At 62.7% G+C, this 14,623-nt stretch carries 15 protein-coding genes; 11 read left to right on the top strand and 4 right to left on the bottom strand.

The annotated features are described in order from the left end of the window. Positions 1-177 precede the first annotated feature (177 nt). On the top strand, positions 178-2,100 hold the full coding sequence (locus QCE48_RS04045) for a hypothetical protein (RefSeq protein ID WP_309785971.1): 1,923 nt from the start codon (positions 178-180) through the stop codon (positions 2,098-2,100). A 197-nt stretch (positions 2,101-2,297) separates the two neighbouring features. On the opposite strand, the gene QCE48_RS04050 is transcribed toward QCE48_RS04045, so the two are convergent. The 3 genes from QCE48_RS04050 to QCE48_RS04060 form a co-directional block, all read right to left on the bottom strand. Further along, entirely contained in the window at positions 2,298-2,807 is a 510-nt protein-coding gene (locus QCE48_RS04050; RefSeq protein WP_309785970.1) for a hypothetical protein, read from the bottom strand. Further along, complete coding sequence (locus tag QCE48_RS04055; RefSeq protein WP_309785969.1) at positions 2,804-3,358, bottom strand: hypothetical protein; 555 nt, start codon at positions 3,356-3,358, stop codon at positions 2,804-2,806. The genes QCE48_RS04050 and QCE48_RS04055 overlap by 4 nt, the downstream gene beginning before the upstream one ends. A gap of 263 nt (positions 3,359-3,621) precedes the next feature. Beyond that, positions 3,622-4,689, bottom strand: a complete 1,068-nt coding sequence (locus tag QCE48_RS04060; RefSeq protein WP_309785968.1) for a sigma-54 dependent transcriptional regulator — start codon at positions 4,687-4,689, stop codon at positions 3,622-3,624. 589 nt (positions 4,690-5,278) lie between these two features. Here QCE48_RS04060 and QCE48_RS04065 point away from each other — a divergent pair. The 9 genes from QCE48_RS04065 to QCE48_RS04105 all read left to right on the top strand — a co-directional run bounded on the left by QCE48_RS04065 (position 5,279) and on the right by QCE48_RS04105 (position 12,152). Continuing rightward, complete coding sequence (locus tag QCE48_RS04065; protein WP_309785967.1) at positions 5,279-5,623, top strand: hypothetical protein; 345 nt, start codon at positions 5,279-5,281, stop codon at positions 5,621-5,623. 49 nt (positions 5,624-5,672) lie between these two features. After that, a complete protein-coding gene (locus QCE48_RS04070; protein ID WP_309785966.1) occupies positions 5,673-5,990 on the top strand; it encodes a DUF883 family protein in 318 nt (105 codons plus the stop codon). 76 nt (positions 5,991-6,066) lie between these two features. Next, the gene (locus tag QCE48_RS04075; RefSeq protein ID WP_309785965.1) at positions 6,067-6,306 is read left to right on the top strand and encodes a hypothetical protein; all 240 of its coding nucleotides are present in this window, start codon (positions 6,067-6,069) and stop codon (positions 6,304-6,306) included. A 307-nt stretch (positions 6,307-6,613) separates the two neighbouring features. Continuing rightward, complete coding sequence (locus QCE48_RS04080) at positions 6,614-8,017, top strand: sigma-54 dependent transcriptional regulator (protein ID WP_309785964.1); 1,404 nt, start codon at positions 6,614-6,616, stop codon at positions 8,015-8,017. A 251-nt stretch (positions 8,018-8,268) separates the two neighbouring features. Then, positions 8,269-8,475, top strand: a complete 207-nt coding sequence (locus QCE48_RS04085) for a hypothetical protein (RefSeq protein WP_309785963.1) — start codon at positions 8,269-8,271, stop codon at positions 8,473-8,475. A 251-nt stretch (positions 8,476-8,726) separates the two neighbouring features. After that, positions 8,727-8,963, top strand: coding sequence for a hypothetical protein (locus QCE48_RS04090; RefSeq protein WP_309785962.1), 237 nt, complete (start codon positions 8,727-8,729; stop codon positions 8,961-8,963). A gap of 190 nt (positions 8,964-9,153) precedes the next feature. Continuing rightward, the gene (gene otsA / locus QCE48_RS04095) at positions 9,154-10,647 is read left to right on the top strand and encodes an alpha,alpha-trehalose-phosphate synthase (UDP-forming) (protein WP_309785961.1); all 1,494 of its coding nucleotides are present in this window, start codon (positions 9,154-9,156) and stop codon (positions 10,645-10,647) included. 122 nt (positions 10,648-10,769) lie between these two features. Then, entirely contained in the window at positions 10,770-11,120 is a 351-nt protein-coding gene (locus tag QCE48_RS04100) for a chemotaxis protein (protein ID WP_309785960.1), read from the top strand. Positions 11,121-11,240: 120 nt separating this feature from the next. Next, complete coding sequence (locus tag QCE48_RS04105; RefSeq protein ID WP_309785959.1) at positions 11,241-12,152, top strand: YihY/virulence factor BrkB family protein; 912 nt, start codon at positions 11,241-11,243, stop codon at positions 12,150-12,152. A 60-nt stretch (positions 12,153-12,212) separates the two neighbouring features. Here the strand turns inward: QCE48_RS04105 and QCE48_RS04110 are convergent, their stop codons facing one another. Further along, positions 12,213-13,700, bottom strand: a complete 1,488-nt coding sequence (locus QCE48_RS04110) for an RNA polymerase factor sigma-54 (protein WP_309785958.1) — start codon at positions 13,698-13,700, stop codon at positions 12,213-12,215. A gap of 491 nt (positions 13,701-14,191) precedes the next feature. Here QCE48_RS04110 and QCE48_RS04115 point away from each other — a divergent pair, with 491 nt between their 5' ends. After that, positions 14,192-14,527 (top strand): BON domain-containing protein, encoded by a 336-nt coding sequence (locus QCE48_RS04115; protein ID WP_309785957.1) that lies wholly within the window; start codon positions 14,192-14,194, stop codon positions 14,525-14,527. Positions 14,528-14,623 lie beyond the last annotated feature (96 nt).

Genomic DNA, 14,623 nt, shown 5'->3' on the forward strand with positions numbered 1-14,623 from the left:
CGGTATTGCTTCGGTCATCCGGGAAGGGAACGCCTTTGCTTTATAGATCGGCTTTTCTCTCTGTGATGAGTGCGTGGGGCGTCGCATCGTTCATGACCAAGATTCTTTTGGTTCTTGCGATTAGGCCAGGCGACCGATTGCATATCGCAGTCTTAATCGGAGATGGTCTCATTAACAATGCAGGTTATTTTTATCCATTTCCATGAAATCATGAAAAATACACTAAGATGGGAAGCAATCACGTTAATCAGGTGGATTGCGCTCGCGCTATTTGCGGCGTTGCTCGCTGCTTGCGGTTCAGGCGACGGTAGTTCTCCCCTGAATGCTACGGCCAAGTCCACTTCCGCGACGGAGGCGCCGTCAACCAATGCTCCCTTGCATCTGCCGAAGTTTTCAGAAGTCAAACTCTCTTCTTCCACTCTCGATAAAACTAGCACGCTTTCAGTGCAATCGGATGATAGTGCTCAACCGACAAATTCAAGCCGTGGATATTTGTACCCAGATTGGGTTTGGAATTCTCATCGGATAAGTGTCTGTTGGGAGAATCCAAACTCTTGGAATGATCAGCAGCGTCAGTGGGCGAAAGAAGCGGTGACGAATACGTGGGATGCAAATTCAGATGTGACATTTGTCGATTGGTCGACGTGTCCGGACATCAATACGACCTACTTGGGCATTCGTATGGCGGTCACAAATGGCCAACCGATAACGAGGCAGTTAGGTGAAGCGGGTATCGGTTGGCGTTCAAACGTCCAACTGAATATGGACTTCCAGAGTTGGTCCCCAAATTGTTACTTGACGCGCCCGTTGGAAACCTGCGTGAAAACCGCGGCCGTTCATGAGTTCGGCCACCTCTTGGCATTTGCTCATGAGCAAGATCGTCCGGATACGCCTGCCGAGTGCGTTGATCAGGGACAGTCAACGGGTGAGACAGGCGGCGCTGTGTTCGGAACATGGGATCTGGCATCGGTCATGAACTATTGCAACCCCAACTGGGGGGGTGGTGGCGTGTTGAGCGCAGGCGACAAAAATATAGTGCAGGCCTATTACGGAAAGCCTGGCAGCAAGATCTATTCGGTGTTTACAGCCAACGATCCGCCCATTGTGGCTATTCAAGACAGCAAGACTTTCGCCTATGTTAGTGCGTACCTCACGATACCGAACGCACAGGGTTCCGTCCTTCGACATTTTGGGGCGACACCGGATGGCAACAAGGTTGCCTATACGCTAACCAACCAGCAAACAGGAAGCTCGATTCTCGGTTATGTCGACACTCAAACTGACACATTAAAAGGACAAGTATCGATTGCCGAAGAAGTGGTGGACATGAAGCCGTCGGGTGACAGCAAATTCGTGTACGTCGTCTGGAAGCAAGGCGCTGCAGCGGGCGTGCGTGCCTACAACCTGAGCACGTATGCCGTGGCGTGGGATCTACCGCTCGTTGGCGCGAAGCTGATCGCTGAGCAGCGTTTGTCCACAAGTCAACGGCTGTACGTCGTCAAGAACGACGGACAAGGCAGCGCACAGTCGATTGTCGTCGTGGATCTAAACACCCACAAGCAGATTGCCTCGTACTCCATCGGCACGACCGGTTCGCAGCCAGTCGTCGTCGGCCTGACCCCGGACGAGAAAAAGCTTTATCTTGCGGATCCCAGTACTGGTGACCAAATTACTCCTTTCATCGCCAGTCTGGACACGCAAGGCGGCCAGTTCGCTGTGCTCAAGACGATTACACCTGCCGACGCTGGCATTCACGATTTGCATGTCCTCGATAACAACCAAGTGTTGCTTGGAACAAACAAACAGGGTATTGCACCGCTGATTTACACCGTCGATAAAAAATCGTTTAGTGCACTCACCGACGGTGTTCCGAGCAATTGGTCGTTGCCATTCGTGTACTCGCCCAACGGTAAGGTCGTATTTACGATGGCACAGTACTGGGACGGCAACATCCCACATTATTCGTTCATACGTCTCGACAGCTACAGATTGAATCAGGCTACCGGGCCCGTCGTCTGGGACGGTTCCAATCATCCAGTCACGAGCGTCGGCTTCGGTCAAAACGTAGTCACTCGCCCGTTCGCGGTGATTTACCGCTAGTCGCATCAAAGGCGGCCCGTTGCTCGGCCGCCGATTCACTCATGCGATTCCCTTCGCCAGTTGTGCGAAGGGGGTTCCTTGCACGACTCTCGTTTCATTCGACCAGCGGCCCGGCAGGGCCCGCCGCTCGTCGGTGAAAGTGCCAACGCGACCGGTTTTGAGCGCGAAGGACATCGCATCACAGCGGAAGATTCCGCCTACTGCAAATTCCCCCACCGCTCTACGGCCGGCTCCGCCGACGCCCACTTCCAGCCGCCTGGGTCCTTGCACGTCGTCGCGAGGAACCAGCTTTGCGGCGCACCGGCCTCGTCGCCATCGACCACCGAAAACGCGAACTCGCGGCACGTCGCGAGCGCGCTGTTGAACTCGCGCAGCACGCGCACGTCGCCGTGGCCGTTTTCGACCGGCAGCGTGTGCTTCACGCGCCACGGCCGCGTCTCGCCGATCGTCAGACCGCCCGCCGTCACCGCGATCGCTTCCTGCTGATCCTTGTGCAGCGACTTCATCACGCGCTTCACGGCTTCGTCCGTCGCCGCCTGCACGACGATGCCGACGCCGATGCCGACCGCCGGATTGCTCGTCACCACGCCAGTTGCAAGACCTGCCGCCGCACCGCTCGCCGCGCCGATCGACGACGACGCGCAGCCGCTCACGAACGCGCAACTCGCGGCGGCCGCCGCGAATGTCAGAACGAGGCGCCCGGTCATTGCAGCGCGCCCCAGCGCGGCGTCGCGGGTTCCGCCGACGCCCACTTCCACTTGTTGCCGTCGCGGCAGACCGAGGCGACGTAGAAGGCGGTGTCGGCCGCGCGGTTCTCGGTGGCGTCGCGATCGACGGAGAACACGATCTCCTTGCAGTCGAGCGTGCCGCTGCTGATCGTCCGGCTCACGGTGACGCGGCCTTTCTCGTCTTCTTCGATCGGCACCGAATGCACCGCCTTCCATGGCGCGACGGCGCCGACCGCGAGCGGTCCGGCCACGTTGGCGATGCTGTCCTGGGTATTGGTGTGAATCACACGCTGCGAGTACTGGACGCCTGCGCGGGCGGCGGCGACTGCGCCCAGGCCGATGCCGGTGGCGACCGCTGCGTTGTTGGTGATCGACCCTGCGATCGCGGCGCCGGCGATACCGGCCCCGGCGGTGGCGCCTTCGCTATAGAGCGAGTTGCAGCCTGTGAGTCCGGAGCACGCGATGGCGCTCGTGAGGATCGCGGCCAGCGCGACGGCGCTCGAACGGCGCCGTTGAACCGATGTCTGCATCTTGCTTTTTTCCTTCGTCTGCCTGTCTTTATTCTTTCGATGTGGCGGCGCGCCGGCCCCGGTCGCTTCGATAAAGCTCGGAACCCTAAGCAATCCGCTTGCCCGGGCATTTTGAAGCAAGCGATGAATAGCGCAAAAAGGAAAATTGCAAGAATTTGCAAATGGAGAAAGCGGCGTGCGCGGTTTCCCGCCCGCGCGTGTGAAAAAAAACGGCCAGCGAACGCTGGCCGTGGCATGTCGTCACATCGGGCGCGATGCGCCGCTCAGTTGTCGGTCGATGGTCCTTGCGTATCCGAATCGCCGCCTTCGTTTTCATATGCGCCGAGCCGGTTGTACAGCGTCTTCAGGCTCACGCCGAGCGCCTTCGCCGCGCGTCGCTTGTCGCCGCCGCAGTGCTTGAGCGTGCCGAGGATGATCTGCTTCTGCGCATCAGCGAGCGGCGTGCCGACCCACACGTTCATCGCGTCGCCCTGGGTGACGGGCTTCTTCACGCGCGACGCGAGATGCGGATGCGCGATCTCGACCGTCTTCTCAGCAAGAATGAACGCGCGATACACGGTGTTCTTCAGCTCGCGCACGTTGCCCGGCCACGAGTAGGTGCGCAGCATGTCGAGCGCGCGCTTGCTGAACGCCTTGCTCGTGCCTTCCTGCGCATTCATCTCCGAGAGGAAATGCTGCGCGAGAAACTCGCGATCCGAATCCCGTTCGCGCAAGGGCGGCGCGCGCAGCGGAAACACCGCGAGACGATACATCAGGTCTTCGCGCAAGCCGTTTTCCTTGACGGCGGCGACGGGATCGCGATTGGTCGCGGCGATCACGCGCACATCGGAATGAATCAGGTCGTTGCCGCCGACGCGAAAGAACGTGCCCGTCTCCAGTGCGCGCAGGAGCTTCACTTGCCGCACGGGCGACATCTCGGTGACTTCGTCGAGGAAGAGCGTGCCGCCGTTCGCATGCTCGAAATAGCCGATACGCCCCTGCACCGCGCCCGTGAAGCTGCCTTTCTCGTGACCGAAGAGTTCGGCTTCGATCAGGTTGTCCGGAATCGCGCCGCAGTTCACGGCGATGAACGGGGCGTCGCGCCGCGCGCTGTGATCGTGGATCGTGCGCGCGATCAGTTCCTTGCCGGTGCCGGATTCGCCGATGATGAGCGCGGTGGCGTCGGTTGCGGCCACGCGTTCGATCTGCGAATACAACTCCAGCATCACCGGGGACGAGCCGTACAAAAGTCCATAAGACTTCAGGCCCGGCACTTCTCCCGCGCTGCGTTTTTTGTGCGTCGGCGTATCGCCCGGGGCGACGGCCGGCGGGTCCAGTTCGGTTGACGCCATGTGTCTCGTGTCCTGCAAATGTTGGTCGGGCTCTTGACGACGCACGATGGCCGGCATGGCAAGAGAAGCGTGCCGGCTGGCGTCCGAAGCGCCCTCGCGGAGGGTGGCAGATGGGGTCGTCGGAGACCTTCGCGGCGAGCCGGAGGACGCACTTCCCGTCAGCCGGACAGCCGATGGGCTGTGTGCTCAACCGTGATTCCCCGTTGATTCCGCCTGCCGGCTGTATCCGCCGTTTTCGCGGTCCGGTGCCCGATGCCCGCGTTTTTCCATGCGGGCTGCAGGCGGCAGCGATGGACGCGAAGGGCGCGCGACTTATCTCAATATCGCTATTTAACCATTCGCAGCGTCGTTGCGGCAATGAGCATCGGCCCGCCCGTCTCAAAATTAGACAAAAGGGGACGCCTACCGGAAGCTTCGCCACATGCGGCCGAAAGTTACACGGCGACGGCGTAATTGTTACCCACGCCGAACACCGAAGGGTCGTCAGGAGGGCGGCCCGAGGTCCGAAAACGGCCCGCGCGCAAAGCTGGCACGAATACTGCGGAGGATGGCTACCGCCAATCGAAGACGCCGTTTCCGGCAGATCGCCATGGAAGACTCCCTGAATTTCGACATTTCCGCATCCGGCCGCGACCGTGCGCCCAGGCGTGCCCGCACGGGCCGCGCGGGCCGGCCGGGCAACGCGAAAGCCGAGCGTCCGGAACTCCAGGCCGGCGAGCCGATCGACATCTATCACTGGGCCGCGGTCGCGCTCGTGACGTCGCTGATGTGCGCAGTGCTCGCCTATGCCGCCGGCACGCCGACGCTTTCGCGCGCGTCGAACGTGACGAGCATCGTGTTCGGTGCGATGGGGAGCGTGCTCCTCCTGGCCGGTATCGTGCGCGGACTGCGTTCGCGCCTCGCCGGCACAGCGGTGGCGGAACAGCCGCAGTGAGCCAGCCGGCGAACCACGACAACATCAATTACAGCGAGGGCCCCACGACATGAGCCAGACGACTGTCCAGCTTGCCTTGGGCAAGCAAAAGATCATCGAAGACATCAAGGTGCTGCTGAACGACTCGGAGGAGTTGCTGCGCCTCTCGGCGTCGCTGCCGAGCGAGGGCGTCGAGGCGCTGCGCGCGCGTCTGCGCGACCACGTCGATACCGCGCGCGGCGCGCTGGAAGACGCGCAGGCGAATGCGCAATCGCGCTACCGCGCGGGCGTCGACTGCACGGAGAAATACGTGCGCGACAATCCGTGGCAATCGCTCGGCATTGCGGCCGGCATCGGATTTTTCTTTGGGATTCTGATTTCGCGCTGATTGTCAGTTCCGCTCGACACGGTTCGCGATACCGGATTTCTTTGATGCAGATTTCAAGCGATAAGGGAGAAACATAATGGCTCGACCAAGAATCGGAATCTTCGGTGCGCTCTTTGCCGTCGGCAGTGTGCTCGCGTGGAAGTGGGTGCAGTCGCAGGACAGCGCGAAAAAGCGTGCGACGCGCGACCTGAATCGCTGGGAAGACGAGGGCGGCAAGGTCGTGACGCCGTCCAGCGCCACGCCGGTGGCGGGGCACACGAACGGCAGCGGCGTGATCGGCGGAACCCCTGAAGCGTGGCATTTTCCGCGCAGCTAATCCGCGCAATTCCTGTTTTATGTCGGCGAAAGCGCACGTCCTCATGGGCGTGCGCTTTATCTTGATAAAGCCTTATAATCAAAGAACGTTCCGCCATTGGTTCGTTGTATGGCAATTTTTGCCAGCTTAATGCGCATAGCCATTTTGTCCTGCGAACGATCGGCAACTTTTTCATTTTCAGCGGGTTTCGGCGGGTAGTTTAAGGACGCCGATCCGCGTTCGGCCTGGCCGTCGCGACGACTGCCCAGAGAAGCCCGCGCCGCCCCAATGGTGCGTGACCTGACAACGCTTTAAACACTCCAGACGCATGCCACATGTATTGATTGTCGATGACGATCCCAGTACCCGCGAGGCACTAGCCGCGATCATCGGCGAAGACGGACTGACGACTGCCACGGCCGGCGACCTGCGCGAGGCGCGCATCCAGCTCGTGCGGCAGACGCCCGATGTCGTTTTCACCGACCTGAAGCTGCCGGACGGCTCCGGTGTCGACCTCTTCGAAGACCTCGATCCGCGTTCCGGTGTCGAGGTGATCGTGATCACCGGCCACGCGACGGTCGAATCGGCGGTGAGCGCGCTCAAGATGGGCGCGACCGATTACCTCGTCAAGCCGATCAACATGCAGCGCGTGAAGGCGATCCTGTCGCGCCTGCCGCGCCCTGGCGACCTGAAGGCGGAAATCGGCACGTTGCGCGGCGAGTTGCGCCGCATGGGGCGTTTCGGCCTCATGCTCGGCAATTCGCCCGCGATGCAGACCGTCTACGACCAGGTCGGCCGCGTCGCGCCGACGGCAGCTTCCGTGCTGCTGATCGGCGAATCGGGTACGGGCAAGGAAGTCGCCGCGCAGACGCTGCATGAGCTGAGCCTGCGCCGCAAGCATTCGTTCATCGCGGTGAACTGCGGTGCGATCTCGCCGAACCTGATCGAATCCGAAATGTTCGGGCACGAGCGCGGCTCGTTTACCGGCGCGGATCGCCAGCACAAGGGCTATTTCGAGCGGGCGAACGGCGGCACGCTGTTCCTCGACGAAATCACCGAAATGCCGATCGAACTTCAGGTGAAACTCCTGCGCGTGCTGGAAACCGGCATGTTCATGCGCGTCGGCACGACGAAGGAACTCGAAACCGACGTGCGCCTGATCGCCGCGACCAACCGCGATCCGGAGCAGGCGGTGCTCGAAGGCAAGTTGCGCCTCGACCTGTATCACCGGCTGAACGTGTTTCCGATCAACCTGCCGCCGCTGCGCGAGCGTGGCAAGGACGTCGAACTGCTCGCGCAGGCGTTTCTCGACGAACTCAATTCGCGTTACAACACGAAGAAGACCTTCCCTGCGGCCGTGCGCGAGATGCTGGCGTCGTACCCGTGGCCGGGCAACGTGCGCGAACTGAAGAACTACGTGCAGCGCGCGTACATCATGTCGGGCGCCGAATCGGACAGTACCGCTACGGTGCCGCTCCAGATCTCGCTCTCGAAGCCTTCGGCGGGAACCGCGGTGACGATCGCGTTCGGCACGTCGCTCGCGGAAGCCGACCGCCAGCTCATCCTCGCGACGCTCGAACAGTGCGGCGGCGTGAAGACGCGCGCGGCGGAGATCCTCGGCATCAGTCTGAAGACGCTCTATAACCGGCTCGTCGAGTACGGAGAGGACGCGAACAAGGCCGCGGTCGGCGAGGCGAGCGAACTCGGCGATACAGGTCCCGGAAGCGCCTAGTCCGTTCAATCGACAGACGAAAACCGCCCGCAGAACCAACGCCCGCGCATGAAAATGCGCGGGCGTTTTCTTTGGCAGTCCGGCGTTTCACGCCGATAATGAGACGAGGACGCGACGTCGGCTGCGTGCTTTGGGCAGCGCGGACGTTGAAGGGCATGCCCCTTGCTGTCGCAGTAGTCAGGCTCGCTCGATGGGCAATGATGCCCTTGCCGCAACGAGTCCGACCATCACTACAACGACCAGGAGCCGCCATGTCCGATTCCGCTTTCGATCGCACGATTCACGCGCAGACGCCGCAGGTGCCCGACCCGCCCGTGACGCCGCCCGACGAGCCGACTCCGCCGCCGCAGGTTCCGCCCGACACGAACCCGGACCCGACGCGCGAGCCGCCGACGCCGCCTGTACAACCGATCGGCGATCCGCCGCCCGGGCCGAACGAGGCGCCGCACGTTCGCTAAACATGGCGGCATTGCACTGAACAACGCGATAAACAAGACGCGATAAACACGACGCATCGACCGCTACAACGCGAAAAAGGGCGCATTCCCCTAAAACGTGCAAGTGTTGAAGAAATTTCCAAGGATGCTGTAGGCATTACAACGAAAGACGTAACAATGACCGGCGCGCGCGAGCGATGCCGGTCGTTTTTTCGCCAGAACACGGGTCGCCGCCGACCCTTTCCTACGACGGCCTTCGCCCTGGAGGCACCATGAGGCACCCCGCACTCCGACGCTCCGCACGTCATTCGTCCAAGCGCGAAGCCCGCGCCGAGGCGGTCAAGGAAACGCCCGCGCCCGCGGCATCCGCCGACGCCCCGCCGCACGATCCGGCCGGCCAGAACCGCCCCGCGCCTGACGCTCCGCCCGATGGCGAGCACAATCAGGGCGGCGTGCGCCGCGAAGGGATCGACTATCAGCGTGATCTCGGCTCGGAGCAGGACGCCTGATCGGGCGACCGTGTCCTTGACCGGACCGATGCAAATTCTTCTCCGCGGCGCGTGGTCGTCGCGTGTTTTCGTTCGTCGGTAACATCCAAATACAAATTTTATTTCACCCATCTCAAAAATCGGCATGGGTTTTGCATCCCTTCTTTCGCCAATTCGAGCATGCAACGACAACTGATGAGGTGACGCTGTAATGAGCAGATTGATCGTGGTATCGAATCGCGTCGCGCCGATCCAGGAAGGCAAGCCCGCCGCCGGCGGCCTGGCGATCGGAGTCCTGGACGCGCTCAAGGAGACAGGCGGCGTCTGGTTCGGATGGAGCGGAGAAATCGTCGGCGAGGCGTCCGCGCCCGTGATCGAAAAGCGCGGCAACGTGACCTACGCGACCGTCGGGCTGACGCGCCGCGACTACGACCAGTACTACCGCGGCTTTTCCAACGCCACGCTGTGGCCGACGTTCCACTATCGCAACGACCTCTCGCGCTTCGACCGCGAGGAATACGCGGGATACGCGCGCGTGAACGCGGGTCTCGCCGCGAAGCTCAAGGCGCTCATCGAGCCCGACGACATCATCTGGGTGCACGACTATCACCTGCTGCCGTTCGCGCAGGAATGCCGCGCGCTCGGCATCACGAATCCGATCGGTTTCTTCCTGCATATTCCGTTTCCCGTGCCCGAAGTGATGCGCACGGTGCCGCCGCACGAGGAACTGATCCAGGCGATGTGCAGCTACGACATCGTCGGGTTCCAGACGCAGGCCGATCAGCAGTCGTTCGTCGACTATATCGAGCGCGGCAAGTTCGGCCACGCGACCGACGACGGCATGGTGCAGGCTTTCGGCCGCATGCTGAAGGTGGGCGCGTATCCGATCGGCATCTATCCGGACGCGATCGCCAAAGCCGCCGAGCAGTTCTCGAATCGAAAGCCGGTGAAGAGCCTGCGCGACGCCTTGCGCGGCCGCAAGCTCATCATGAGCGTCGACCGGCTCGATTATTCGAAAGGGCTCGCCGAGCGCTTTCAGGCGTTCGAGCGCCTCTTGCTGAACGCACCCGGCTGGCATGGCCGCGTGTCGCTCGTGCAGATCGCCCCACCGACGCGCTCCGACGTGCAGACCTATCAGCGCATCCGTCAGAACCTGGAAGGCGAGGCGGGGCGCATCAACGGCCGCTTCGCGCAGCTCGACTGGACGCCGATCCAGTACCTGAACCGCAAATATGACCGCAATCTGCTGATGGCGCTCTTCCGGTTGTCACAGGTGGGCTACGTGACGCCGCTGCGCGACGGCATGAACCTGGTTGCGAAGGAATACGTGGCGTCGCAGGATCCGGCCGATCCGGGTGCGCTCGTGCTGTCGCAATTCGCGGGCGCCGCCGATCAGCTGCCGGGCGCGCTGGTTGTCAATCCGTTCGACCTCTCGCAGATGTCCGAGGCGCTGGAGCGGGCGCTGTCGATGCCGCTCGCCGAGCGTCAGGCGCGTCACGCCGACATGATGGCGCCGCTGCGCGAGAACAATCTCTCCGTGTGGCGCGATTCGTTCCTGAGCGATCTGAGGAGCGTCGCGACGGCGGCGTCGATGACGCAAAAGACCGTGAAGCAGGTCGCCGGCGTTAAACCCGAGGCGAAGTCCGAAGCGAAATCCGATGCGAAATCCGGCGTGAAAGCGCGTCCGGCGAAGGTTTCCGGCTGACTGTCGGCCTTCGCTGCAAAAAGCCCCGCGCCCGGCGATCCGGCGCGGGGCTTTTTCGTTCCTGGGCGGCCCGCGCGGCACGCCCCTTGCGATCGAAGAAACCGGACGATCAACGGAGGTCAATGATGAGCGGAAGCACACTGAACCCGCCCGACGAGGGCGGCGTGGAAATCGGCAAGGGACACGGCACGGGCGCGCTCGGACCGAGCGACTCCTCCGACAGCGGCTCGGACGTGCAGGGCGAGAAGCGCTATCCGGGCGACATCGAAGACGAACTTGACGCGCACGCGCTCGGCCAGTCGCAGGCGGAGCTGGCAAGCGACACCGACCGCTACGGCACGGGCGAAGCGGCATCGGCGGATGGCGACAACAATCTCGAGACCGACGCCGACATCCTGCCCGACGAAGTGCAGGACGAAACGCGCGGCATCGGCGACGAAACCGCCGATCCGGCGGACGACGAGAACGTCTGATTCCGGGCGAACGCAGAGCCGGGCGGCGTCGTTCCTTGCGGAGCGACGCCGCTTTTTATTGAAGTGGCGTTAGGATCGGCGTTTCGAGTAAAACCGCGCACCCCGCGCCGACGCCCACGCATGAACGACGACACATCGCCGAAACCCTCGCCCGTCGCAGTGGGCAGCACGTCGACATGGCGCGGCTGGCTCGCGTGGGCCGTCGACCCGATCGTGCACTGGTCGCAGGATCACTGCCTGATGTTTTCGGCGTCGATCTCGTTCTTCGCCGCGTTTTCGCTCGCGCCGACGCTCGTCATCGTGATCGCGGTCGCGAGCATCTTCTTCGGCGCCGACGCCGTCCAGGGGCGCCTCTTCGACGAAATCAGCGGCGTCGTCGGCGCGGACGCGGCGCGCGCGCTCGAAGCGATCGTTGCGAACGCGTGGCACGCCGACATCGCCCGCAGCACGGCGCTGCTTTCGGGCGCGGGCGTGCTCGTCGGCGCATCGGCGACGTTTTCGTCGCTGCACAGCGCGCTCAACGTCATCTGGCCGACGCCCGCCGTGAGCACGCGGGAGAGCATCGTCGGGCTGCTGCGCGTGCGGGTGATGTCGTTCGGGCTCGTGGTCGGCGCCGGGCTGATGGTCGTCGCGCTGCTGGTGCTGGATGCGTCCGTCGAACTCGTCGGGCATCTCGTCTTCGGCGATGGCAGTCCGTTTCTCGTGCTCGCCGGCGCGACGCAGCGGGCCATCTCGCTCGCGATGCTGACGCTCGCGTTCACGGTGCTGCTCAAGTTCCTGCCGACCGCGCGCATGATGTGGCGCGACGCGCTGCTCGGCGCGGTCGCGGCGGCGCTGATGTTCGAAGGCGGCAAGCGGCTCTTCGCGTTCTACCTGAGCCACGCGGGAACGGCGAACATGTTCGGCGCGGCCGGATCGCTCGCGGTCATCCTGATGTGGCTGTATTACTCGGCGGCGGTGTTCCTGCTCGGCGCCGAACTGTCGGCGACGGCGGCGAGAAAGCGCACGCATCGCGAGGCAGGCTGGCGATAAAAAAATGCCTTCGAGTGCGACCTCGAAGGCATGTTCAGCATCAGGCGACCAAGCGAACGATCACGCCTGCCGGCGCAACTCCGCAGGCGGCACCTTCATCAGATGCCGGTACTTCGCGACAGTCCGTCGCGCGACGATCACGCCCTGATCCGCGAGCATCTTCGCGAGGCTCACATCCGACAGCGGATCGGCCGCGTTTTCCTTCGCGATCATTTCCTTCAGGAGCGCGCGCACGGCCGCGGCCGAGCAGGTGCCGCCGCTCTCGGTGCTGAGTTCGCGCGGGAAGAAGTGCTTGAACTCGAAGATGCCGCGCGGCGTCGCCATGTACTTGTTGCCCGTCGCGCGCGAGATCGTCGATTCATGCAGTTCCAATTCGTCGGCGACATCGCGCAGCACGAGCGGCTTCAGCGCGATCTCGCCGTAATCGAAGAACGCTTTTTGATGCGACACGATGCATTCCGCGACGCGTTGGATCGTGGTGAAGCGTTGCTGCGCATTGCGGATCAGCCAGCGCGCTTCCTGTAACTGCTGCGCGAGCGGCGAACGGCTCGCGCCCGCCGACTGCGCGAAGAGTTCCGCGTACATCCGGTGGATGCGCGCGCGCGGCAGCACCGCCGGGTTGATCGTCACGACCCAACTTTTCTTCACCTGACGCACGATCACGTCCGGCACCACGTAGTTGTCCTCGGCCTGGCCGTAGTTCTCGCCCGGCTTGGGATCGAGCTTGCGCACGAGCGCGCAGGCGATGCGCAGTTCGTCCGCGCTGCAGCCGATCTTCTTCTGCAGTTCGGCCTGTTCGCGTCGCGCAAGGCGCTCCAGATGATGATTGACGATTTCGAGCGCGACCGTGCGTCCCGGCGTGTCGGACGGCATCGCCTCGAGTTGCAGCGACAGGCATTCCGACAGGTTGCGCGCACCGACGCCCGGCTTATCGAGCGACTGCACGAGCTTGAGTGCGATGGTCAACTCGTCTTCGGTGAGTTCGGGCTCGATATCGACGAGCGCCGCGAGTTCCGAGAGGTCTTGCCGCAGATAGCCGTCGTCGTCGAGCGCTTCGATGATCAACTGGGCCGTCGCGCGGTCGCGGTCGTTCAGCGGGTAAAGGCGCAGCGAATCGTGCAGGGTGTCGTGCAGCGAAGGCTCGATGCGGACCCAGTCGGCCGGATCGGAGCCTTCGCCGTCGCCGCTCGTGCGCGACGCTGACGTGCGGCCGAACGGATCGGAGGAGAACTCGCTGCCCGCATCGTCGTGGGACGAGGAATCGCCGCTGTCGACCGAATCGACGGCGCTGTCGGCAGCAAGCGGCGCTTCGGCCGTCTCGCTCGACGCGGCGGGCGTCGTTTCGCTCATCGAATTGCCGTTGTCGTTGCTGAGGGCGTTGTCCTCGGTTTGCGACTCGTCGTATTCGAGGAACGGGTTGGTGTCGAGGGCATTGCGCAGTTCCTGCTGAAACTCGAGCGACGAAAGCTGCAGCAGGCGAACCGACTGTTGAAGACGCGGTGTAAGCGCAAGGCTTTGCTTGGTGCGAAGTTCTAGGGAAGGCGGCATTGCGTGGTAGTCCTCGTTTGTTCTTGAACAGAATCGGCTTTCGTGACGCCCTAATAAGCAACGGTCGTGCCATGTTGTGTTAAAGCCGCATGGCGCCGGGCTTTTGCGATGCGTGCACGCGGATTGCGGAAGGCTGCGAGGGCCGCTTCCACGCAGTTTTTACACGTCGTCCGACAAAACCGCAGCGCATGGACAACTCGTCCGGGCAGATACCCACATGTTGAAAAACGCACGGAACAACACTATCTCGGCGACCTGCGAAACCGCGTCGCGACAGGGCGTCGAGCGCTTTATCCGAGGTCGCGCGCGGTGTGTTTCATATGACCCGGCACGCAAGTTGCGGTAGTCGTTGCACGATCGCGTTGCTACGGGGCGCGACGTACACAAAGTAACGACAGACAGTACCAATGAACCGGTCCCCCGCGCTCTCAAGCGGTACAGGCAGTCAGGGCGAGACCGTACTTTTAAAACTGAAAAGAAGGAGAGTTTCCATGAAGACGACCCAATTCCTGAAGGCAGCCGGCGGTATCGCAGCAGTCGTGTTTGCCCTCAACGCAACCGCTCAGACGACGGCAGCATCGGACTCGACGGGCACGTCCGTCGGCCAGAAGGTCGATGACAGCGCCGTCACCACGAAGGTGAAGGCCGAGCTGCTCGGCGCGAAGAACGTCAAGTCGACGCATGTGCACGTCAAGACGGTGAGGGGCGTCGTTTCGCTGACGGGCACCGTGCCGTCGGCTGAGGACCGGACGGCGGCGGAGGACGTGGTCTCGAAGGTCTCGGGCGTGACCCACGTGAAGAACCATCTCAAGATCGCAGCCGAATAAGCGGGAAGGCCGCGACGCCGGTTTCGACTGGCGCCGCGGCTCGACGATGCAAGCGCCTTCAGCAGCAACGACGCACAAGGAAGTACGACCTCGAAA

Source organism: Caballeronia sp. LZ024 (assembly GCF_031451455.1).
Lineage (GTDB): Bacteria > Pseudomonadota > Gammaproteobacteria > Burkholderiales > Burkholderiaceae > Caballeronia > Caballeronia telluris.

Coding starts and splice junctions, on each gene's coding strand:
- QCE48_RS04045 (WP_309785971.1), top strand. CDS start 178: ATGCAGGTTATTTTTATCCATTTCCATGAAATCATGAAAAATACACTA.
- QCE48_RS04050 (WP_309785970.1), bottom strand. CDS start 2,807: ATGACCGGGCGCCTCGTTCTGACATTCGCGGCGGCCGCCGCGAGTTGC.
- QCE48_RS04055 (WP_309785969.1), bottom strand. CDS start 3,358: ATGCAGACATCGGTTCAACGGCGCCGTTCGAGCGCCGTCGCGCTGGCC.
- QCE48_RS04060 (WP_309785968.1), bottom strand. CDS start 4,689: ATGGCGTCAACCGAACTGGACCCGCCGGCCGTCGCCCCGGGCGATACG.
- QCE48_RS04065 (WP_309785967.1), top strand. CDS start 5,279: ATGGAAGACTCCCTGAATTTCGACATTTCCGCATCCGGCCGCGACCGT.
- QCE48_RS04070 (WP_309785966.1), top strand. CDS start 5,673: ATGAGCCAGACGACTGTCCAGCTTGCCTTGGGCAAGCAAAAGATCATC.
- QCE48_RS04075 (WP_309785965.1), top strand. CDS start 6,067: ATGGCTCGACCAAGAATCGGAATCTTCGGTGCGCTCTTTGCCGTCGGC.
- QCE48_RS04080 (WP_309785964.1), top strand. CDS start 6,614: ATGCCACATGTATTGATTGTCGATGACGATCCCAGTACCCGCGAGGCA.
- QCE48_RS04085 (WP_309785963.1), top strand. CDS start 8,269: ATGTCCGATTCCGCTTTCGATCGCACGATTCACGCGCAGACGCCGCAG.
- QCE48_RS04090 (WP_309785962.1), top strand. CDS start 8,727: ATGAGGCACCCCGCACTCCGACGCTCCGCACGTCATTCGTCCAAGCGC.
- otsA (WP_309785961.1), top strand. CDS start 9,154: ATGAGCAGATTGATCGTGGTATCGAATCGCGTCGCGCCGATCCAGGAA.
- QCE48_RS04100 (WP_309785960.1), top strand. CDS start 10,770: ATGATGAGCGGAAGCACACTGAACCCGCCCGACGAGGGCGGCGTGGAA.
- QCE48_RS04105 (WP_309785959.1), top strand. CDS start 11,241: ATGAACGACGACACATCGCCGAAACCCTCGCCCGTCGCAGTGGGCAGC.
- QCE48_RS04110 (WP_309785958.1), bottom strand. CDS start 13,700: ATGCCGCCTTCCCTAGAACTTCGCACCAAGCAAAGCCTTGCGCTTACA.
- QCE48_RS04115 (WP_309785957.1), top strand. CDS start 14,192: ATGAAGACGACCCAATTCCTGAAGGCAGCCGGCGGTATCGCAGCAGTC.